We start from the raw sequence: 20052 nt of genomic DNA, 5'->3' as shown, positions 1-20052 counted from the left end.
GGTCGGGCGCCGCGCGCCCATTAGGTTCATCCTTTACAGGTCGGTTTCATGTTTCGCAGGGGAATGGCCGCGCGCCTCGCGCGTGCGGCAGCGTGTCTGATTGCAGCATTGGCGCTTGCACCGGCTCATGCCCAGACGTTGACGATGCCAACCGCGCTGGCGCGCGCGCTGGCGGCGAGCCCGCGCCTGACGGCGGCGGAGCGCGACGTCGGCATCGCCACGGGCCAGCGCATCCAGGCGGGCGCCTGCTCAATCCGGAACTGTCCTATGAGCAGGACGATTCATTCGGTTCCGGCAAATATCGCGGGACCCGATCGGCCGAGACCACGCTCCAGATCAGCCAGGCTTTCGAGCTGTTCGGCAAGCGCGAGGCGCGGATCGCAGCCGGAGCCGCCGGCGTCGAGGTCGCCGCGATCCAGCGCAAGGCGATCAGGCTGGAAGTGCTGTCAGAGACCGCGATCGCCTTTCTCAGCGTGCTCGGGGCGCAGCGGCGCATCCAGATCCTCGACGAGCAGATCGCCGCGATCGACCGGCTGACACCGCTTTTGCGCCGCCGTGTCGAGGCCGGCGCGTCCTCGCCGGCCGAGACGGGCCGCGCCGAGGTCGCCTCCGCCCTGGTGAAGGCCGACCGCGAGCGCTTCAAGGCGACGCTGGCAAGCGCCCGGCGCGAGCTTGCGGTGCTGATGGGCGATGCGTCCGCCAAATTCGGCGAGGTGTCCGGCCGGCTCGACACCATGGGCAAGCCGCCGACGTTCCAGTCGGTGGTTGCCGCCATCGACGCCAATCCGCAGCTGGTGCGGTGGACCGCGGTCTATGCCCAGCGCAATGCCGAGCTCTTGCTGGCGCGGCTCAAGCCCTATCCCGACGTGCGCATCGCGGCAGGCTGGCGTCACTACAGCGAAACCAACGACGATGCGGTGCGGCTCTCCGTGTCGGTGCCGATCCCCGTGTTCGACCAGAACCAGGGCAACATCCTCTCGGCCCAGGAAAGCCTCGCCAAGACCAAAGCCGAGCGCGAGGCCAACCGCAACGCGCTGATCGTGATCGCCGGCCGTGCCTACGATTCGCTCCAGGGCTCGCTGCGCGAGCTCGCGGTGCTGCGCGAGACCGCGATCCCGAGGGCTGTCGAGGCCTCCGAGGCGATCTCGCAAGGCTATGGCCAGGGCCGCTTCACCCTGCTCGAAGTGCTGGACGCCCAGGCCAGCGTCACCCAGGCGCGGCTGCGCGAGCAGGAGGCGCTGCAGAATTTCCATGCCGGCGTCGCGACCATCGAAGGTCTCGTCGGCAATCCCTTCACGCTCGCGCGGGAGAGCGCACGATGAGGATCTCCTCCACGATTCTCGTGGCCGTCATTGCCGCAGGGCTCGGCGCTTACGGCTATTCCCTGCTCGCGCCGGCAAAGCCCGCGCACAGCGAGCATGCCGAGCATTCCGAGCCGAAGAAGCCGAACGATCATGTCGAGCAGGACGAGCACGGCGCCGACCGCATCCGCATCTCCGACGTCAAGCTGGCAGCCGCGGGCGTCACGCTGGCGGAAGCCGCCAGCGCCACACTGACCGACACGCTGGCCTTCAACGGCATCCTGCGCGCCAACCAGGAAGCCGTGGTGCAGGTGACGCCGCGCTTTCCGGGCCTCGCCAAATCCATCCAGAAGCGCATCGGTGACAAGGTCGCCAAGGACGACCTGCTCGCCGCGATCGAGAGCAACCAGAGCCTCACCGTCTACGAGCTGAAGGCGCCCATTGCCGGCACCATCATCGAGAGGCAGATCTCGCTCGGCGAATACGCCTCGGAGCAGAAGCCGGCCTTCGTCGTCGCCGACCTCGCCACCATCTGGGTCGACCTGTCGATCTACCGGCAGGATCTCCGCCGCGTCCGCCTCAACGACGAGGTGCTGATCGATCCCGACGACGGCCGCGGCGAGATCAAGGGCACGATCTCCTACATGGCGCCGATCGGCAGTAGCGAGACCCAGACCGCGCTGGCGCGCGTGGTGCTGCCAAATCCGGACGGACGCCTGCGTCCCGGCCTCTTCGTCACCGCACGGCTGATCCTCGCGGCGCGCAATGTCGCGGTCGCGGTGCGGCGCAGCGCGATCCAGACGCTGGAGAACAAGACCATCGTGTTCGTGCGCGAGGACGGCGACAAGATCGAGGCCCGCCCGGTCGAGCTTGGCGATTCCGATCCGCGCCATGTCGAGATCAAGGCGGGCCTTGCGGCCGGCGAGCATTACGTCGCCGAGAACAGCTTCGTCGTGAAGGCGGAGATGGGCAAGGGCGAGGCCGAGCATGATTGAGCGCCTCATCGCCGTCTCGCTTGCCCAGCGCTGGCTGGTTCTCCTGCTCGCGCTCGGCGCCATCGCGTTCGGCGCCTGGAATTTCCAGCGCCTGCCGATCGACGCGGTGCCCGACATCACCAACGTCCAGGTCCAGATCAACACCTGGGCCCCCGGCTATTCGCCGCTCGAGACCGAGCAGCGCATCACCTTCCCGGTCGAGACCGCGATGGGCGGCCTGCCCAAGCTCGACTACACCCGCTCGCTGTCGCGCTACGGCCTCAGCCAGGTGACGGTCGTGTTCAAGGACGGCACCGACATCTATTTCGCCCGCCAGCTCGTCGGCGAGCGCATCCAGCAGGCCAAGGACCAGCTGCCTGTTGGCGTCGAGGTCGCGATGGGTCCGGTCTCGACCGGCCTCGGTGAAATCTTCATGTACACCGTCGAGGCCAAAGCGAGCGCGAAGACGCAAGGCGGCCACGACTATTCGCTGACCGATCTGCGCACCGTGCAGGACTGGATCATCCGCCCGCAGCTTCGCTACGTGCCTGGTGTGATCGAGGTCAACACGATCGGCGGCTTCGAGCGGCAATTTCACGTGCTGCCCGACCCCGGCAAGCTGATGGCCTACCGGCTCGGCTTTCGCGACGTGATGACAGCGCTCGCCGCCAACAACGCCAATGTCGGGGCCGGCTATATCGAGCGCAACGGCGAGCAATACCTGGTTCGCTCGCCGGGCCAGGTCGGCAATGTCAGCGAGATCCAGGACATCGTCATCGGCTCGCGCGGCGGCAATCCCGTCCGGATCAGGGACGTCGCTGTTGTCACCGAGGGGCGCGATTTGCGCACGGGCGCTGCGACGTGGAACGGCGAGGAGACCGTGCTCGGCACCGCCATGCTGCTGATCGGCGAGAATAGCCGGACCGTGGCCCGCCGCGTCGCGGCACGTTTGGAGGAGATCGCCAAGTCGCTGCCCGAGGGCATCGTGACGCGGACCGTCTACGACCGCACCGACCTCGTCGAAGCCACCATCCGCACGGTCAGGAACAACCTGCTGGAAGGCGCGGCGCTGGTGGTGGCCGTGCTGTTCCTGATCCTCGGCAACATTCGCGCCGCGCTGGTCACGGCCTGCGTCATTCCGTTGTCGATGGCGATGACCATCACCGGCATGGTCGAGACCAAGGTCAGCGCGAACCTGATGAGCCTTGGCGCAATCGACTTCGGCATCATTGTCGATGGTGCCGTCATCATCGTCGAGAACTGCCTGCGCATGCTGGCCGCGGCCCAACGCGAGAAAGGCGGTCTGCTCACGACCACTGAACGGCTGCGCGCGATCCTGCGCGGGTCGAGCGAGGTGATCAAGCCGAGCCTGTTCGGAACGCTGATCATCGCCGTGGTCTATTTGCCCGTGCTGACGCTGACCGGCGTCGAAGGCAAGATGTTCACGCCGATGGCGCTGACCGTGCTGATGGCGCTCGGTGCAGCCGTGCTGTTCTCCATCACCTTCGTGCCGGCGGCTGTCGCCATCTTGGTGACCGGCAAGGTGTCCGAGCACGAAAACCTGTTCATGCGGATGGCGAAGCGCGCCTACCTCCCCCTGCTCCATTTTGCCATCGATAATCGGGCCGCGGTCGCGATCATGGCCGTGCTCATCGTGACCGCGAGCGGCATCGCCGCTGCGCGGATGGGCGGCGAGTTCATTCCGAGCCTCGACGAAGGCGACGTCGCGCTGGCCTCGATCCGGATTCCCGGCACCAGCCTCACCCAGTCGCTGGACCTGCAGAAGGCGCTGGAAAAGCGCATCAAGCAGATCCCCGAGGTGAAGGAGTTCTTCACCCGCATCGGCACCGCCGAGATCGCCACCGATCCGATGTCGCCGGCGCAGACCGACGGCTACGTCATGCTGAAGCCGCGCGCCGAATGGCCCGACCCGGGCAAGTCGAAATCGGACGTGGTCGAGGCCATCGAGCATGCTGCAGACGAAATTCCCGGCAGCGCCTATGAAATCTCCCAGCCGATCCAGTTCCGCGTCAACGAGCTGATCTCGGGCGTACGCACCGATGTCGGGGTCAAGATCTTCGGGGACGACCTGGACATCCTGCAAGGCGCCGCAAGGCAGGTGGAAGCCGCGATCCGCGGCATCCGCGGCGCCAGTGACGTCAAGATCGAGCAGGTCGCGGGCCTGCCGATCCTCACGGTCCGGCTCGACCGCCAGGCGCTCGCCCGCTACGGCCTCAGCGTCGCCGAGGTGCAGGGCATCGTCGAGATCGCGGTCGGCGGCAAGTCGGCCGGCAAGCTGTTCGAAGGCGATCGCCGCTTCGACATCGTGGTGCGCCTGCCGGAGCACCTGCGCGGCAATCTCGAGGCGATCCGGGCGATCCCGATCCCGCTGCCGCCCGGCGAGGACGCGGCAATCGGCGCCGCCGTTCGAGCGGCGCTGGCCAGCTCTCCGCTCGCCCAGATGCGCTATGTGCCGCTGTCGTCGGTCGCCACCGTCGATGCGACGCCGGGCCCGAACCAGATCAGCCGCGAGAACGGCAAGCGGCGCATCGTCGTCACCGCCAATGTCCGTGCGCGCGACCTCGGCTCTTTCGTCGCGGAGGCCGAGGCCGCGGTCGCCGAGAAGGTCAAGCTGCCGGCGGGCTACTGGATCGGCTGGGGCGGCCAGTTCGAGCAGCTGGTCTCGGCAACCAAGCGGCTGACCATCGTGGTGCCGGTGGCGCTGCTGCTCGTGTTCCTGCTGCTGTTCATGGGCATGGGATCGGCGGCGGATGCGGCGCTGGTGTTCTCCGGCGTGCCGCTGGCGCTGACCGGCGGCGTCGCCGCGCTGCTGCTGCGCGACATTCCGTTGTCGATCAGCGCTGGCGTCGGCTTCATCGCGCTGTCCGGCGTCGCCGTGCTCAATGGGCTCGTCATCATCGCCTTCATCGAGCGTCTCCGCAGCGAGGGACGCTCGGTCGCGGAGGCCGTGCGCGAGGGCGCGCTGACGCGGCTGCGCCCGGTGCTGATGACCGCGCTCGTCGCCTCACTCGGCTTCGTGCCGATGGCGCTCGCCACCGGCGCCGGCGCCGAGGTGCAGCGGCCGCTCGCGACCGTCGTGATCGGCGGCATCATCTCCTCGACCGTGCTGACGCTACTGGTGCTGCCGGCGCTCTACGTGCTGTTCCGCCGTGACGTGGCAAGCGAAACGCCTACAATGGCGCCTGATTTGGCGGCGTCCGGGGAGCGCTAGAATTGGCCAGCCACGACCACCACGGTCATCACCATCACGATCATGCGGACCACTCGCATGCGCATGGAGACGATGATGGACATGGGCACGATCACGGTCATGGTCATCATGGTCATGGGCCCGGCCATGTCCACGCGCCCGCCAATTTCGGCAAGGCGTTCGCGCTCGGCATTACGCTCAACACCGCGCTCGTCGTGGCCGAGGCGGTGTACGGCTATGTCGGCAACTCCACCGCCCTGCTCGCCGATGCCGGCCATAATTTGTCGGACGTGCTCGGCCTCGTCATTGCCTGGGGCGCCTCGATCGCAGCCCGCCGCGCCCCCAGCGGCCGCTTCACCTACGGTTTTCGCGCCTCCACCATCCTGGCCGCGTTGGCCAATGCCGTGTTCCTGCTGGTCGCGACCGGCGCCATCGGCTGGGAGGCGATCCTGCGCCTGCGCGAGCCGGAGCCGGTCGCAGGCATCACCGTGATGGTGGTCGCCGGCATCGGCATCCTCATCAACGGTTTCACCGCCCTGCTGTTCGCAAGCGGCCGCAAGGACGACATCAACATCGAAGGCGCGTATCTGCACATGGCCGCCGACGCCGCGGTCTCGTTCGGCGTCGTGGTCTCGGCCGCGCTGATCATCTGGACCGGCTGGCTCTGGCTCGATCCCGTCACGAGCCTCGTCATCTGCGCCACCATCCTCTGGAGCACGACCAGCCTCCTGCGCGGCTCCATCGACATGTCGATGGCAGCTGTGCCGAAGGGCACCGACCTTCCTGCAATCAAGGCGTTCCTGCTGGCGCGACCGGGCGTCTCAGGGATTCACGACCTCCACGTCTGGCCGCTCTCGACCACGGAGACGGCGCTGACCTGCCATCTCGTCATGCCGGCAGGCAGCGACGACGCATTCCTGATGCAGACGACGCAGCTCCTCAAGACATCCTTCCGCATCGGCCACAGCACGCTCCAGGTCGAGACGCATCCCGACAACGGCTGCGCGCTCGCGCCGGATGATGTGGTGTGAGGGTGCCACGTCGTCATTGCGAGGAGCGAAACGACGAAGCAATCCTGACTGTCGCCGCGGAGGCATTCTGGATTGCTTCGCTTCGCTCGCAATGACGGTGGCGCGAGCTGCGGCCTACGCCACCTTCGCCGTCACGATCCAGATCGCGCCCTGCAACGTCACGCTCTGCCCCTTCAAGAACGGCTCGAGCATCTCGCGGACCGACACCTTGGCGGCCTCGTAGGTCTCCGGCGGATGGCCCTGGAGCGCGCGGCTGGCCGGGCCGATCTGCAGCGCGCCGTCCACGGCTGCATCGAGCCCGCTGCCGATCGCGATATCCATCGGAAGATTGTGCGGCTCCATTGCCACGTCTACGAAGCCTGCACCTTTGAGGATGCGCATCACGCGCTCTTCCGAGGCGAAGGCGAACGGGCCCGGCTCCTCCGGCCCGACCGGCGGCATCTTCGGCACGTGCTTGTAGACCGCCATCAGCGGCGCCATCATCCAGGGGTTTTCCTTCGGATCGCGCCAGCAGGCGAAGGCGAGCCGTCCGGTCGGCTTCAGCGCACGGCGGAGATTGGCGAAGGACGCGATCGGATCGGCGAAGAACATCACGCCGAAGCGCGAGGCGAGCAGATCGAAGCTCGCAGGTTCGAAGGGGTGGACCGTCGCGTCCGCCAGCACGAAATCGAGCGGCAAGCCCTTTGGCGCAAGTGCCCGCGCCTGCGCCAGCATCGGCTCGGAGACGTCGAGGCCGAGCGCAAGGCCATCAGGCGCCACCGCCTTCGCGAACGCCAATGTCGTCGCACCGGAGCCGCAGCCGACGTCGATCACGCGCTCACCCGGCCTCGGCGCGGCGCGCGCGATCAGGACGTCGGCAATGGGTCCGAGCAGCTTTTCCTGCACCGCGTGGCGATCGGCCCAGCGCTGCCCGCTCGGGCCGTTCCAATAGGCGATCTGGTCGGCATTCTGCTCGTGCCCGCTGGGTTGTTGCATGGTGTCCCCGGTCGTTGCCATTCGCGCGATGCGGCCGCCAGGTGGTATCCCGCGGTGCAGCAGCACAGCGGCCATATCACGTCGCGGGGGCCGATGCAGCCTTTAGGTCAGGACTAAGTCTGATGGAAGGTTGGGGAAGAGAGCTCAGCCAATGAGGGGCATCTGCGCTGTTGACGGCCCGTTCTTGTCGCAAAACCGAATTGTGCGCTGGGCCCGCCATCGAGCGCCGCGCCTTCTCCGCCCTCCCTCCGATCCGCAAGCTAACGCCAGAACAGCGCAAGCAGCAGGATGACCGGGAGCGGAATTCCTAGCAGCCACAATAGGGCGCCGCGACCAAGTGTCATGGTGTCCGGCCTCTTCTAGCTTTGCCGTAAACCAAGCCACGAAGCCGTCGGGAGTTCCAGATCCAGGAACGGAAGATTTAAGGGCGCGTTGGAACGGGAAATGGAAGTTCGTGGAGGATCTCGCCATGGTGACACGCGCAATACCCAACCCCTTCTTTGGCTGGACCTGGTCGGCCGTACTGGCTGGCATGTTCGCATCGTTGGTCGTCCAAATCTTGCTGACCATGCTCGGTCTCGGCATCGGTCTGCTCGCAATCGACATTCCCACAGCCTCGACGGCACCCGCTGGCGCTAGCTGGGCCGCATTCGTGTGGTGGGCGGTGTCGGGAATCATTGCTGCCTTTGTTGGCGGTGCCGTTGCGGCAGCCAACTCGCCGGATCAGTCCGGCCTCGGCCGCGTCGGCCACGCACTTGCCGCCTGGGCGGTCACGACTGTCGTCGTGGTGGCTGCGGCAGCGATGATGCCGGTGTCCGCGACCAGCATCGCCAGCAACCTGGTCGGCCCGTCATACACAGCGAGCGCCCGTATCGCCTATTGGACGAACAATACGGGTCGAGACACGGTCGGTGCGACGGCTCGGCCGGCGACGCCGGCCCAGCTCGACGAGGCCCGCAAACACTTCTCATACGTGATGTTTGCAAGCTTCTGCTCGCTTCTCCTCGGCGCAGGAGCTGCCTATGCCGCCGGCATGGCAACGACAGCGCAGGCGGTGAAGGAAACGGCAAGGCCGTTGACGTGACCGTACAACGCAGGGCTTGAGGAGTGGAGACCGGGCGAGCGCGGCAGGTGCGCGCAGCGAGTCGCATCTGCGCGCATTGCCACCGGCGTTCAGCTCTGCCGCAATCCAGCGGGCGAGTAGATCGCCAAGCCGACATGTCTTTTAGGAATGGTGGGCGGTCACGGATTCGAACCGCGGACCCTCTCGGTGTAAACGAGATGCTCTAACCAGCTGAGCTAACCGCCCCGTGCCGCCTCTTTATCCCTACCCGCCCTCGCTGGGCAAGCCCGACCTCAATCCTGCGGCCGCCCCGGCAGCAGCGGCACGGCGTCGATCCACACCGCCGCCGACTGGCACCAGATCTGCCGAACGGGCCGCAGCTGACTACGCTGGCGGATCGAGCCCCAACGGATGCCCCAATCGTCGGCCTGATCGCCCTCGCCGCTGGTGAACAGCGGGGAACCGCAGTCGCCGCAAAAATGCTGGAAGCGCATCCGGCCGTTGTCGCCGCGCTTGCCGTAGATCTTGGGCGCGCCGCGCGTCAGGCGGACGTCTGCGCCCGAACAGACCGCGGTCACCCGGAACGGCGAGCCGGTCAGGGTCTGGCAATCCGTACAGTGGCAGACCGACACCGCCTCCGGATCGACCTCGGCCTCATAGGTGATCTTCCCGCAATGGCACTGTCCGTCGATCCGCATCACCAGCTCCAAAACAAAAACGGCGCCCGAAGGCGCCGTTTTATCATTTGCGTTGAACCTCAGTGAGCGGTCAGGCCGCCCGCGGCCTCATCGCCGTCCGGCTTCACCGTCACCTTGGTGTCCTCTTCCCAGACGATCGGGACCGGCTTCTTGACCAGCGCCTTGGCGACGACGTCGTCGAGGCGCGAAACCGGGATGATCTCCATGCCGCCCTTGATCGCATCGGAAATCTCCGTGAGATCCTTGGCGTTGTCCTCGGGGATCAGCACCGTCTTGATGCCGCCGCGGGCCGCAGCCAGCAGCTTCTCCTTGAGGCCGCCGATCGGCAGCACGCGGCCGCGCAGCGTGATCTCGCCGGTCATCGCGACATCATGGCGGACCGGGATGCCGGTCATGACCGAGATGATCGCGGTGGCCATCGCAACGCCCGCGGACGGGCCGTCCTTCGGCGTCGCGCCCTCCGGCACGTGCACGTGGATGTCGCGCTTGTCGAACAGCGGCGGCTCGACGCCGTAGTTGATCGCACGCGAGCGGACGTAGGACGCCGCCGCGGAAATCGACTCCTTCATGACGTCGCGCAGATTGCCCGTGACGGTCATCTTGCCCTTGCCGGGCATCATGACGCCTTCGATCGTCAGCAGCTCGCCGCCGACGTCGGTCCAGGCAAGGCCGGTGACGATGCCGACCTGCGGCTCGCTCTCGATCTCGCCGAAGCGGTACTTCGGCACGCCGAGCAGCTCTTCCAGAGTCTTCTCGGTGACCTTGACCGACTTCTTCTTGGAGATCATCAGCTCCTTCACCGCCTTGCGGGCGAGTGTGGAGAGCTCACGCTCCAGGTTGCGCACGCCCGCTTCGCGGGTGTAGCGGCGGATCAGAAGCAGCAGCGCCTCGTCGTCGATCGAGAACTCCTTGGAGTCCAGGCCGTGCTTGGACACCGCGTTCGGGATCAGGTGCTTGCGCGCGATTTCGACCTTCTCGTTCTCGGTGTAGCCCGCGATCCGGATGATCTCCATGCGGTCCATCAGCGGCCCGGGAATATTGAGCGTATTCGCGGTGGTGATGAACATCACGTTGGAGAGATCGTAGTCGACCTCGAGATAGTGGTCGTTGAAGGTCCCGTTCTGCTCGGGATCGAGCACCTCGAGCAGCGCCGAGGACGGATCGCCGCGGAAATCGGCGCCCATCTTGTCGATCTCGTCCAACAGGAACAGCGGATTGGACGACTTCGCCTTGCGCATCGACTGGATGATCTTGCCGGGCATCGAGCCGATATAGGTGCGGCGGTGACCGCGGATCTCGGCCTCATCGCGCACGCCGCCGAGCGAGACGCGCACGAATTCGCGCCCCGTCGCCTTCGCGATCGACTTGCCGAGCGAGGTCTTGCCGACGCCGGGAGGCCCGACCAGGCACAGGATCGGCCCGGTCAGCTTGTTGGCGCGCGACTGCACCGCGAGGTACTCGACGATGCGTTCCTTGACCTTCTCCAGCCCGTAGTGATCGGAGTCCAGGATGGCCTGCGCGGCCTCCAGGTCCTTCTTCACCTTGGACTTCTTGTTCCACGGGATCGACAGCAGCCAATCCAGATAGTTGCGCACGACGGTCGCTTCCGCGGACATCGGCGACATCTGGCGCAGCTTCTTCAATTCATGCTGCGCCTTCTCGCGCGCTTCCTTGGAGAGCTTGGTCTTGGAGATCTTCTCTTCGAGATCGGCGAGCTCGTCGCGACCGTCGTCGTCGCCGAGTTCCTTCTGGATCGCCTTCATCTGCTCGTTGAGATAATACTCGCGCTGGGTCTTCTCCATCTGGCGCTTCACGCGAGAACGAATCCGCTTCTCGACCTGCAGCACCGAGATCTCGCTCTCCATCAGGCCCAGCACCTTCTCCAGGCGCGTGGTGACGGACAGCGTCTCCAGGATGCCCTGCCGATCCGCGATCTTGACGGCGAGATGCGAGGCAACGGTGTCGGCGAGCTTGGCGAAATCGGTGATCGCCTGCACGACGCCGACGACCTCGGCCGAGATCTTCTTGTTGAGCTTCACATAGCTCTCGAAGTCCGACACGACCGAGCGTGCCAGCGCTTCCGCCTCGACCGATTTCGCATCGGTGTCGGCGAGCGCGACGGCGGTCGCCTCGTAATAGTCGGCGCGATCGGTGTACTTCGCCACGCGCGCGCGCTCGAGCCCTTCGACCAGCACCTTCACCGTGCCGTCGGGGAGCTTCAAGAGCTGCAGCACGCTGGCAAGCGTCCCGGTCTCGTAAATCGCATCGGGCGCCGGATCATCGTCGGACGCGTTCTTCTGCGTGGCGAGCATGATCAGCGCGTCGTTCTTCATCACCTCTTCGAGCGCGCGGATCGACTTCTCGCGACCGACGAAGAGCGGAACGATCATGTGCGGGAAGACGACGATATCGCGCAGCGGCAGCACGGGATAGGCGTGCGCTTCGCCATGGACGATGGTTGGCCGGGGTTTGGGATTGCTCATGGCCTTTTCCTTTTGCTTTGCCCCCTTGCACGCAGCCCGCTGATCATGCGCAACCGCCACAAGGTGCCGAGATGATCCGCAGAGCCGGTCGGTCCTACAAGTTGGACCGGCTCGCCGGAACGGAACAGAGGCGAATCTTGAAGAGAATTTTCGCTCGCCGCCGACATTAGGTGGCTATCGACCCGGGAGGTGTCAAGTCATTGAAAGACACGCGCCATCAGGCGCTTACGCACGCAATAAGCGACGCAACACCAGCTGCGGACATACCAGTTCCGCAGCCTACTTTGAGGAAACGATTGGAGCGTTCCAGCGCCGTCAGATCAGGCGCTGGCGTTCTCGACGGCGCGATCGGACCGATCGGCGTAGATGTAGAGCGGACGGGCCGTGCCTTCCACCACTTCGCGGGAAATCACGACTTCTTCCACACCTTCCAGGCCCGGCAGGTCGAACATGGTCTCGAGCAGGATCGCCTCGAGGATCGAACGGAGGCCCCGCGCGCCGGTCTTGCGCTCGATCGCCTTGCGGGCGACCGCGCCAAGCGCCTCGTCGGCGAAGGTCAGCTCGATGTTCTCCATCTCGAACAGCCGCTGGTACTGTTTCACCAGCGCGTTCTTCGGCTCGGTCAGGATCTTCTTCAGCGAGGTCTCATCGAGGTCCTCGAGCGTCGCCACGACGGGCAGACGACCGACGAACTCGGGGATGAGGCCGTACTTCAGGAGGTCCTCAGGCTCGACGTGACGGAAGATCTCGCCGGTCCGGCGATCCTCCGGCGCGAGCACCTGGGCGCCGAAGCCGATCGAGGTCGACCGACCGCGTGCCGAGATGATCTTCTCGAGGCCGGCGAAAGCGCCGCCGCAGATGAACAGGATGTTGGTGGTATCCACCTGCAGGAACTCCTGCTGCGGATGCTTGCGGCCGCCCTGCGGCGGGACCGAAGCCACCGTGCCTTCCATGATCTTGAGCAGCGCCTGCTGCACGCCCTCACCCGACACATCACGCGTGATCGAGGGGTTGTCGGACTTGCGGCTGATCTTGTCGATTTCGTCGATGTAGACGATGCCGCGCTGGGCGCGCTCGACGTTGTAGTCGGCGGCCTGGAGCAGCTTCAGGATGATGTTCTCGACGTCCTCGCCGACATAGCCGGCTTCGGTCAGCGTCGTCGCATCGGCCATGGTGAACGGGACGTCCAGGATGCGGGCGAGCGTCTGCGCGAGCAGCGTCTTGCCCGAGCCGGTCGGACCAATCAGCAGGATGTTCGACTTCGCGAGCTCGACGTCGTTGTGCTTGGTCTGGTGGTTGAGGCGCTTGTAGTGGTTGTGCACCGCGACCGAGAGGACCTTCTTCGCATGGCTCTGGCCGATGACGTAATCGTCCAGCACCTTGCAGATTTCCTTCGGCGTCGGAATACCGTCGCGCGACTTGACCAGCGAGGACTTGTTCTCCTCGCGGATGATGTCCATGCAGAGCTCGACGCACTCGTCGCAGATGAAGACCGTGGGACCCGCGATCAGTTTGCGGACTTCGTGCTGGCTCTTGCCGCAGAACGAGCAATATAGCGTGTTCTTGGAGTCGCTCGTGCCGACCTTACTCATTCATGTCTCCGTCCGCGGTTCGATCCCGTTCCGCTCGATCGCTCCATTCCGACACGACAGTCGGCATGAAGCTTAAGTAGAGCAAATTCCGTACCAAAAAAGACCCTACGCTTTACTACGTCCGTGCGAATCACGGTTGTTCGATTCTCCCGCGATCATAGCCGATCAAGCGTAGCCAACCATGCTGTCACCCGACTATCAAGAATTCGCTAATCGGGGGTCGCCGGCTACCCGTGACAATACCGTGATTTCCGGTCTTGGCACGGGCGAAGTGATCGAAAACACCCCGGCGTTGCTGGATTGCCACGAAAAACAAGCACGAAAGCGGAACTTTCTGCTTGTCTCAGGACGCAAAACCGCGTTTTGCACCGCGCGCGCGCACACCTAACGTGAACGCCGCCCTGACGGGTCCACGGCAAACCGAGGGATCGTCGTGACGCCCCAGTAGTGCTACGGGACTTTCGCCGGCGCCGGCTCCTCGGCGCGCTTGTCGATCACCTTGTCGACCAGGCCGAACTCCTTGGCGTCGTTCGCAGTGAGGAACTTGTCGCGTTCCAACGCATCCTCGATCGACTTGTAGGTCTGGCCGGTGTGCTTGACGTAGATCTCGTTGAGCCGCTTCTTCAGGTTCAGGATTTCCTGGGCGTGCAGCATGATGTCGGTAGCCTGGCCCTGGAAGCCGCCGGAGGGCTGGTGCACCATGATGCGCGCGTTCGGCAGCGAGAAGCGCATGTCCTTTTCGCCGGCGGCGAGCAGCAGCGAGCCCATCGAAGCCGCCTGACCGGTGCACAGGGTCGAGACCGGCGGGCGGATGAACTGCATCGTGTCGTAGATCGCAAGGCCCGACGTCACCACGCCGCCCGGCGAGTTGATGTACATCGAGATTTCCTTCTTCGGATTTTCCGCCTCGAGGAACAGCAGCTGCGCGACGATCAGCGTCGACATGCCGTCCTCGACCGGGCCGGTCACGAAGATGATGCGCTCCTTCAGGAGGCGCGAGAAAATGTCGTAGGCGCGCTCGCCACGGTTGGTCTGCTCGACCACCATGGGCACGAGGTTCATGTAGGTTTCAACCGGATCGCGCATGAGTCACCTAGGGTTTCGGAGACGGACACCGCCGGGCGGGCTTGCCAGTTTTGGCTGGATTGGCCGGGAGGCGAATGGACGTCCTGTGATGCAGGAACTTGGGTAAGAGGTAGAAGGCGTAGCGACAGATATAGCCCAATTCGCTTCTGACAAGTGCGGAGCGCATTAAGGCTTAATCCGAGGGGCAGTTGAAGCTGATTCGCACAAAGAGGCCCAGCCGGCCACCTGGCTAGCTGGGCCCCTTCGTCGATCATCATTAATAGACAGCTGCCTCAAACCCTTCAGGCCGCGGTCTTTTCCGCGTCGTCGTCCTTGTAGAGGTCCTCGCGGGAGACCTTCGTCTCGGTCACGTTGGCGAGCTCGAGGATGAAGTCGACCACCTTGTCCTCATAGATCGGCGCACGAAGCTGGGCGAGCGCCTGGGCGTTGTTGCGGTAGAAGTCCCAGACCTCCTTCTCGCGACCGGGCATCGAGCGCGCGCGCTCGATCACGGCGCGGCCGACCTCGTCGTCGGTCACGGTGATCTTGTTCTTCTCGCCGATCTCGGAGAGCACGAGGCCGAGCCGCACGCGGCGATCGGCGATCTTGCGATACTCCTCCTTCGCCTTCTCCTCGGTGGTGTCCTCGTCGGCAAAGGTCTTGCCGGCGGAGTCCATCTCCGCCTTGACCGAGTTCCACATCAGATTGAACTCCTCGTCCACCAGCGAGGGCGGAGCCTCGAAGCGATGGGCCTCGTCGAGGCGGTCGAGCAGCGCGCGCTTGACGCGTTGGCGCGTGGCGGTGGCGAACTCCGCAGTCAGCCGCTCGCGTGCGGCCTCCTTCAGCTTGTCCAGCGATTCCAGGCCGAGCGACTTGGCGAACTCGTCGTCGATTGCGAGGTCCTGCGGCGCCTCGATCAGGGTCGCGGTGGTCTCGAACTCCGCCGGCTGGCCGGCGAGCTTGTCGTTCATGTAGTTCTTCGGGAACGACACTTTCAGCGTACGCGTCTCACCCGCGCCGATCCCGATCAGTTGCTCCTCGAAGCCCGGGATGAAGCTGTTCGAGCCGATCACGACCTGGATGCCCTCGCCGGTGCCGCCCTCGAAGACTTCACCGTTGATGGTGCCCTTGAAGTTGATGGTGACGCGGTCGCCCTGTTCCGCCTTGGCGCCCTCGCCTCTGGCGGCAAAGGTGCGGTTGGAATCGGCGATGCGCTTGATCGCCTCGTCGACGTCGGCGTCGGTGACCTCGGCAACGGGCTTCTCGACCTGGAAGCTCTTGAAGTCGGCGAGCGCGATCGCCGGCACCACCTCGATGGCGACCGTGTAGGTCAGATCCGTCTTGCCGCTCAGCAGCTCCTCGACGTCCTTCTGCTCCGTCGGCATGGTGATCTTCGGCTCGGTCGCGAGACGGAAGCCGCGCTCGGAGAACAGCTGCGTGTTGGTGTCGCGGATGGTCTGGTCGATGGTCTCGGCCATCACCGAGCGGCCATAGACCTTCTTCAGGTGCGAGACCGGCACCTTGCCCGGACGGAAGCCGTTGATGCGGACCTTGTCCTTGAGGTCGACGAGCTTGGCGCCGGCCTTGGCATCGAGATCAGACGCGGGAACGCTGATCTTGAACTCGTGCTTCAAACCTTCCGAGAGGGTTTCTGTGACCTGCATGGCGTCCAATCTTCTTTTCGTTCGGCCCCGGCACGTCGCGCGTCGGGACGCTGTCATTAATCGATCCGGCGCGAGGCAAACGCCTCCACGCCGGTGGTTCATCGGACCCGCTTCCTGCGGACGATCATCCGCGCGGAAGCAGGCCTCGTAATCCGTGCAAACGCGATAAGCGCTTGGTGCGGGCGGAGGGACTCGAACCCCCACAACTTTCGTCACTGGAACCTAAATCCAGCGCGTCTACCAGTTCCGCCACGCCCGCGTGAATTTGCATCAAGACCGGCCGCGATGCCGCGGGCGGCCGGGCTTATAGCATGCGCCTGACTGTTCGCAGCAAAAAAATGGCCTGACGGAGGCAGGCTTCAAATAGGCACGACGGCTGGACTTATCCAGCACGGCGTGGTCCGGATCGTGCCATGACAACGCGGATTTCTGACCCGAACAGACGGGAGGTTTTGGCAGGCCTCGGAGCCTCGGCAGCCGGGCTGATCGCCGGCGGCGCAGGCGGGCTTGTGACGGCCCAGCTCGCGCTGCAGGCGAGGCCGGCAACGCTGTCCCTGAGACCGGGTCAGTCGGCTACACCGATCTGGGAGCTGGCCGCCGTAAGCCATATCGGGGACGTGCGTCTCAAGCGCTTCGACCGCTGCCAGGTGGTCTTCAGCAACAACCTGCCTGTGCCGCTTGCGCCAGTCTGGTACGGCCTTCACGCGCCGATGGCGGCCGACCCGCTCCGCGGCCGCGCCCCGGCACCGCCGGATACGACGGAAACGTCAATTATTTCAATGTCTAATGCAGGGACCCTGCTGGCCGACTTCCGCCTCTTCGAGGACGGCCTGAGGCAGCCCGCACGCGCGCTTCCGATCATCGTGGCCGAAACCGGCGCGGTCGCCGTCGATCGCGACGAGATCCTGTTGATCGAGGAATGGCGGCTGCGGCCGGATGGCACCGCGGTCCCGCCGGGCCAGGACCCGAAGGACACGACACCGCTTTATACAATCAACGGCAAGACTTCATTCGAACTCTCAGCTTCGGCGGGCGAGCGGCTGCGGCTGCGCTTTATCAACGGCTCGCAACGCTCTGCTCTCGCGATCAAATTGGAAAACCACGAGGTCAACGTGATGGCCCTGGACGGCCAGCCGGCCGTGCCGTTTCCCGCGCGCAACGGCGCGTTGGTGCTGGCCCCGGGCGCGCGGGCCGACGCCTTCGTCGATGCGGCCGCCTCGGCCCCATTTCTGCTCCATGACGGCATGGAGGCGCGCCAGGTCGGAAACCTGACCATCTCCGGGAAGCTGGAGCGCGCCCCGCTGTCGCCGCCGCAACCGCTTCCGTCGAACGATCTCCCCGAGAAGCTCGATCTGAGAGGTGCCCTGCGGTTCGATGTCGCGCTCGGCGCTACCGATTCCGGCTGGGTTCGGCCCGCGACCTTCTCCACCGCCTCCGCCCCCGCCTTCCGCGCCAGAACCGGCCGCACCGTGGTGCTGGCCCTGCAGAACCCTGCCCCGATCACCACCGTGTTTCACCTGCACGGCCACCATTTCCGGCTGCTCGACAAGCTCGACGACGGCTGGAAGCCCTACTGGCTCGACACGCTCGCGATCGAGCCCGGGCAGACCCAGCGCATCGCGTTTGCCGCGACCTCACCCGGACGCTGGCTGATCGAATCCGTCGCGACCGACTGGGCCGCACCGCGCCTGGTGCGCTGGTATGGGGTGGAGTGAACGTTCAGTACTCCACGCCCAGCACATCATAGATCCGCCGGTGCACGGCCGGCAGCGTCTCGGCCAGATCCTCCGCGATCAGACCCGGGCCGGCTTCGCTCGCCGCCTCGCCGTGCATCCAGACGCCGATGCTGGCGGCCTCGAACGCCGGCACGCCCTGCGCCAAGAGCCCGGCGATGATCCCGGACAGCACGTCGCCGGCGCCGGCCGTGGCGAGCCAGGGCGGCGCATTGGTGGCGATGGTGGCGCGGCCGTCGGGGGCGGCGACGGTGGTGTCCGGGCCCTTCAGCAGCACGACGGCGCCGGAGCGCTCGGCGGCGGTGCGGACGCGCTCGAGCTTGGAGCGGCCGGGATGCTTGTTGCTGAGGTCGGAGAACAGGCGCGGGAACTCGCCTTCATGCGGGGTCAGCACCACCGCGTTGTCCTGCGAGGATTTGATCGCTTCAAACAGGTGCTCTGGTGTTGCCGCAAAGCTGGTCAGCGCGTCCGCGTCCAGCACCAGATGCCGTTGTGCGGCAAGCGCGGTGTGGACCATGTCGCAGGTGCGCTCACCGATGCCCGCACCGGGACCGATGATGCAGGTGTTGTAGCGCTTGTCGCCGAGCAGCTCGCCGAACTCGATCGCGCTGTCGACGGGGCGCACCATTACCGCGGTGAGCGCGCTCGCGTTGATCGCGAGCGCATCGCGCGGGCTCGCCAGCGTCACGAGGCCTGCACCGGCGCGCAGTGCGCCGCGGGCGGCGAGCCGCGCCGCGCCGGTTGCGGCTGCGTCGCCCGAGACCGCGAGCACGTGGCCGCGCGCGTATTTGTGGCCGTCGATGCGCGGGACCGGAAAGGCCCCGCCCCAGACATCCAGATCATTTTCGAAGGTCTGCGGCGCGATCTTCTCCAGCACCTGCGCATCGATGCCGATGTCGGCAACGCGCACGCGGCCGCAATGCACACGCCCGGGCAGCAGCAGGTGCGCCGGTTTCTTGCGGAAGAAGGTCACGGTCTCGGTGGCGTTCACCGCCACGCCCATCACGGCCGCGCTAGTGCCGTTGATGCCGCTCGGCAAATCCACCGCCAGCACCGGAGCACCGTTGGCGTTGATCGCCTCGATCATCTCCCGCGCCTCGCCCCCGATAGAGCGGCTGAGGCCCGCGCCGAACAGCGCATCGATGATCAGCGCAGGTCTGCCGATCGCCTGCGGGTTGAACGGCAGCACCGGATGCTTCCAGCCGCGCGCGGCGGAAGCGGCATCGCCCTGGAGCTGGTCGCGCTCGCACATCAGGATCACCGAGACCTCGCGCCCCTGCGCGGCGAGCTCGGCGGCGGCGACGAAGCCGTCCCCGCCATTGTTGCCGGGTCCGGCCACGATCAGGATCGGCCCCTCCTCCACCAAGCCACGGGCGGCCTCGGCGACCGCCTGGCCGGCGCTCAGCATCAGCTTGAAACCGGGCGTGCCGGCCGCGATGGCGAGCTGGTCGGCGCGCTGCATTTCGGCGTTGGTCAGAACTTCCATGCCACTTCCTAGTACAAAAGCCTCATGAACAGGCATTTTTGGCGCCGATCCGGCGGCGGGAACGTCGATCTGCACACAAATTGAACCGTTTGCCTATTTCGTAGTCTTCGGTATTTTGCGCAGGTCGGCACCATCACTCAGAGATGCTCGTTAAAGGGCTGATAACGCTCCGATAACCAGGGCATTTGCAACTTGGCATAGACCCTGCTTTCGAGGAAGCCGCTTCGGTTCGTCGTGCTCACTGACATCTTGAAGGGCGTGGCCGGCCGTTGTTGCCGGACTGGTCAGGGATCCCGGCATAGAGAAGACAAGATCGTGCGTTGAGAAATGCGCGTCCTGACGAAGACGTTGCTATTGGATCGAAAGGCCGGGAGTCGCGCAGTGAAGAAGATCGAAGCCATCATCAAGCCATTCAAGCTCGACGAGGTGAAGGAAGCGCTTCAGGAAGTCGGTCTCCAGGGCATCACCGTCACCGAGGCCAAGGGCTTTGGCCGGCAGAAGGGGCACGCCGAACTTTACCGCGGCGCAGAATACATCGTCGACTTCCTGCCCAAGGTCAAAATCGAGATCGTGATCGGCGACGATCTGGTCGAGCGCGCCATCGACGCGATCCGGCGCGCCGCGCAGACCGGCCGCATCGGCGACGGCAAGATTTTCGTCTCCAACATCGAAGAAGCGATCCGCATCCGAACCGGCGAATCCGGGCTGGACGCTATCTGAGCCGGGTGCTATCCCGCATTTTGCGACACTCTGACAAGAAATAAGGCTGCTTCGGC

14 protein-coding genes, 2 tRNA genes and 1 pseudogene are annotated in these 20052 nt (G+C 65.4%); 8 read left to right on the top strand and 9 right to left on the bottom strand.

The genetic code is table 11. The features are described 5' to 3' along the window. Positions 1 to 48: 48 nt before the first annotated feature. The 4 genes and pseudogenes from ihpA to HZZ13_RS09105 all read left to right on the top strand — a co-directional run bounded on the left by ihpA (position 49) and on the right by HZZ13_RS09105 (position 6517). A pseudogene (gene ihpA, locus HZZ13_RS09120) lies at positions 49 to 1322 on the top strand (divalent metal ion exporter subunit IhpA). Beyond that, entirely contained in the window at positions 1319 to 2296 is a 978-nt protein-coding gene (gene ihpB / locus HZZ13_RS09115; protein ID WP_197959290.1) for a divalent metal ion exporter adaptor subunit IhpB, read from the top strand. Before ihpA ends, ihpB begins: the two are co-directional and overlap by 4 nt. Beyond that, positions 2289 to 5507 carry an efflux RND transporter permease subunit gene (locus HZZ13_RS09110; RefSeq protein WP_197959289.1) on the top strand — a complete coding sequence of 1073 codons (3219 nt, stop codon included), beginning with the start codon at positions 2289 to 2291 and terminating at the stop codon, positions 5505 to 5507. Before ihpB ends, HZZ13_RS09110 begins: the two co-directional genes overlap by 8 nt. Positions 5508 to 5509: 2 nt before the next feature. Further along, positions 5510 to 6517 carry a cation diffusion facilitator family transporter gene (locus HZZ13_RS09105; protein WP_197959288.1) on the top strand — a complete coding sequence of 336 codons (1008 nt, stop codon included), beginning with the start codon at positions 5510 to 5512 and terminating at the stop codon, positions 6515 to 6517. Between the two features lie 114 nt (positions 6518 to 6631). On the opposite strand, the gene HZZ13_RS09100 is transcribed toward HZZ13_RS09105, so the two are convergent. Then, positions 6632 to 7492: a class I SAM-dependent methyltransferase gene (locus HZZ13_RS09100; protein ID WP_197959287.1), complete on the bottom strand. Its 861-nt coding sequence runs from the start codon at positions 7490 to 7492 to the stop codon at positions 6632 to 6634. Positions 7493 to 7946: 454 nt separating this feature from the next. Between HZZ13_RS09100 and HZZ13_RS09095 the strand changes: the two genes are divergently transcribed. Beyond that, positions 7947 to 8576, top strand: a complete 630-nt coding sequence (locus HZZ13_RS09095; protein ID WP_197959286.1) for a hypothetical protein — start codon at positions 7947 to 7949, stop codon at positions 8574 to 8576. Between the two features lie 148 nt (positions 8577 to 8724). Here the strand turns inward: HZZ13_RS09095 and HZZ13_RS09090 are convergent. The 4 genes from HZZ13_RS09090 to clpX form a co-directional block, all read right to left on the bottom strand. Then, positions 8725 to 8801 (bottom strand) — tRNA-Val (locus tag HZZ13_RS09090). Positions 8802 to 8848: 47 nt separating this feature from the next. Then, a complete protein-coding gene (locus tag HZZ13_RS09085; RefSeq protein ID WP_197950001.1) occupies positions 8849 to 9253 on the bottom strand; it encodes a GFA family protein in 405 nt (134 codons plus the stop codon). Positions 9254 to 9312: 59 nt separating this feature from the next. Beyond that, positions 9313 to 11736, bottom strand: a complete 2424-nt coding sequence (lon, locus tag HZZ13_RS09080; protein ID WP_197959285.1) for an endopeptidase La — start codon at positions 11734 to 11736, stop codon at positions 9313 to 9315. Positions 11737 to 12056: 320 nt separating this feature from the next. Further along, positions 12057 to 13328 (bottom strand): ATP-dependent Clp protease ATP-binding subunit ClpX, encoded by a 1272-nt coding sequence (gene clpX / locus HZZ13_RS09075; RefSeq protein WP_008547851.1) that lies wholly within the window; start codon positions 13326 to 13328, stop codon positions 12057 to 12059. 181 nt (positions 13329 to 13509) lie between these two features. Between clpX and HZZ13_RS09070 the strand changes: the two genes are divergently transcribed. Continuing rightward, positions 13510 to 13716, top strand: a complete 207-nt coding sequence (locus HZZ13_RS09070) for a hypothetical protein (protein ID WP_197959284.1) — start codon at positions 13510 to 13512, stop codon at positions 13714 to 13716. A 62-nt stretch (positions 13717 to 13778) separates the two neighbouring features. On the opposite strand, the gene HZZ13_RS09065 is transcribed toward HZZ13_RS09070, so the two are convergent. The 3 genes from HZZ13_RS09065 to HZZ13_RS09055 form a co-directional block, all read right to left on the bottom strand. Next, positions 13779 to 14414 (bottom strand): ATP-dependent Clp protease proteolytic subunit, encoded by a 636-nt coding sequence (locus tag HZZ13_RS09065; RefSeq protein ID WP_197959283.1) that lies wholly within the window; start codon positions 14412 to 14414, stop codon positions 13779 to 13781. A gap of 281 nt (positions 14415 to 14695) precedes the next feature. Beyond that, positions 14696 to 16057 (bottom strand): trigger factor, encoded by a 1362-nt coding sequence (tig, locus tag HZZ13_RS09060; protein WP_197959282.1) that lies wholly within the window; start codon positions 16055 to 16057, stop codon positions 14696 to 14698. Positions 16058 to 16231: 174 nt separating this feature from the next. Next, positions 16232 to 16316: transfer RNA gene (locus HZZ13_RS09055), tRNA-Leu, on the bottom strand. Between the two features lie 154 nt (positions 16317 to 16470). Here HZZ13_RS09055 and HZZ13_RS09050 point away from each other — a divergent pair. Beyond that, the gene (locus HZZ13_RS09050; protein ID WP_197959281.1) at positions 16471 to 17772 is read left to right on the top strand and encodes a multicopper oxidase family protein; all 1302 of its coding nucleotides are present in this window, start codon (positions 16471 to 16473) and stop codon (positions 17770 to 17772) included. A 4-nt stretch (positions 17773 to 17776) separates the two neighbouring features. On the opposite strand, the gene HZZ13_RS09045 is transcribed toward HZZ13_RS09050, so the two are convergent. Further along, positions 17777 to 19276: an NAD(P)H-hydrate dehydratase gene (locus HZZ13_RS09045; RefSeq protein ID WP_197959280.1), complete on the bottom strand. Its 1500-nt coding sequence runs from the start codon at positions 19274 to 19276 to the stop codon at positions 17777 to 17779. Between the two features lie 381 nt (positions 19277 to 19657). Between HZZ13_RS09045 and HZZ13_RS09040 the strand changes: the two genes are divergently transcribed. Then, on the top strand, positions 19658 to 19996 hold the full coding sequence (locus tag HZZ13_RS09040) for a P-II family nitrogen regulator (RefSeq protein ID WP_007603495.1): 339 nt from the start codon (positions 19658 to 19660) through the stop codon (positions 19994 to 19996). Positions 19997 to 20052: the final 56 nt, after the last annotated feature.

The organism is Bradyrhizobium agreste (assembly GCF_016031625.1).
In the GTDB taxonomy this organism is placed as follows: domain Bacteria; phylum Pseudomonadota; class Alphaproteobacteria; order Rhizobiales; family Xanthobacteraceae; genus Bradyrhizobium; species Bradyrhizobium agreste.
Note: the sequence above shows the minus strand (reverse complement) of the source record. Positions and strands in the feature narration are given on the sequence as shown.

Coding starts and splice junctions, on each gene's coding strand:
- ihpB (WP_197959290.1), top strand. CDS start 1,319: ATGAGGATCTCCTCCACGATTCTCGTGGCCGTCATTGCCGCAGGGCTC.
- HZZ13_RS09110 (WP_197959289.1), top strand. CDS start 2,289: ATGATTGAGCGCCTCATCGCCGTCTCGCTTGCCCAGCGCTGGCTGGTT.
- HZZ13_RS09100 (WP_197959287.1), bottom strand. CDS start 7,492: ATGCAACAACCCAGCGGGCACGAGCAGAATGCCGACCAGATCGCCTAT.
- HZZ13_RS09085 (WP_197950001.1), bottom strand. CDS start 9,253: ATGCGGATCGACGGACAGTGCCATTGCGGGAAGATCACCTATGAGGCC.
- lon (WP_197959285.1), bottom strand. CDS start 11,736: ATGAGCAATCCCAAACCCCGGCCAACCATCGTCCATGGCGAAGCGCAC.
- clpX (WP_008547851.1), bottom strand. CDS start 13,328: ATGAGTAAGGTCGGCACGAGCGACTCCAAGAACACGCTATATTGCTCG.
- HZZ13_RS09070 (WP_197959284.1), top strand. CDS start 13,510: ATGCTGTCACCCGACTATCAAGAATTCGCTAATCGGGGGTCGCCGGCT.
- HZZ13_RS09065 (WP_197959283.1), bottom strand. CDS start 14,414: ATGCGCGATCCGGTTGAAACCTACATGAACCTCGTGCCCATGGTGGTC.
- tig (WP_197959282.1), bottom strand. CDS start 16,057: ATGCAGGTCACAGAAACCCTCTCGGAAGGTTTGAAGCACGAGTTCAAG.
- HZZ13_RS09050 (WP_197959281.1), top strand. CDS start 16,471: ATGACAACGCGGATTTCTGACCCGAACAGACGGGAGGTTTTGGCAGGC.
- HZZ13_RS09045 (WP_197959280.1), bottom strand. CDS start 19,276: ATGGAAGTTCTGACCAACGCCGAAATGCAGCGCGCCGACCAGCTCGCC.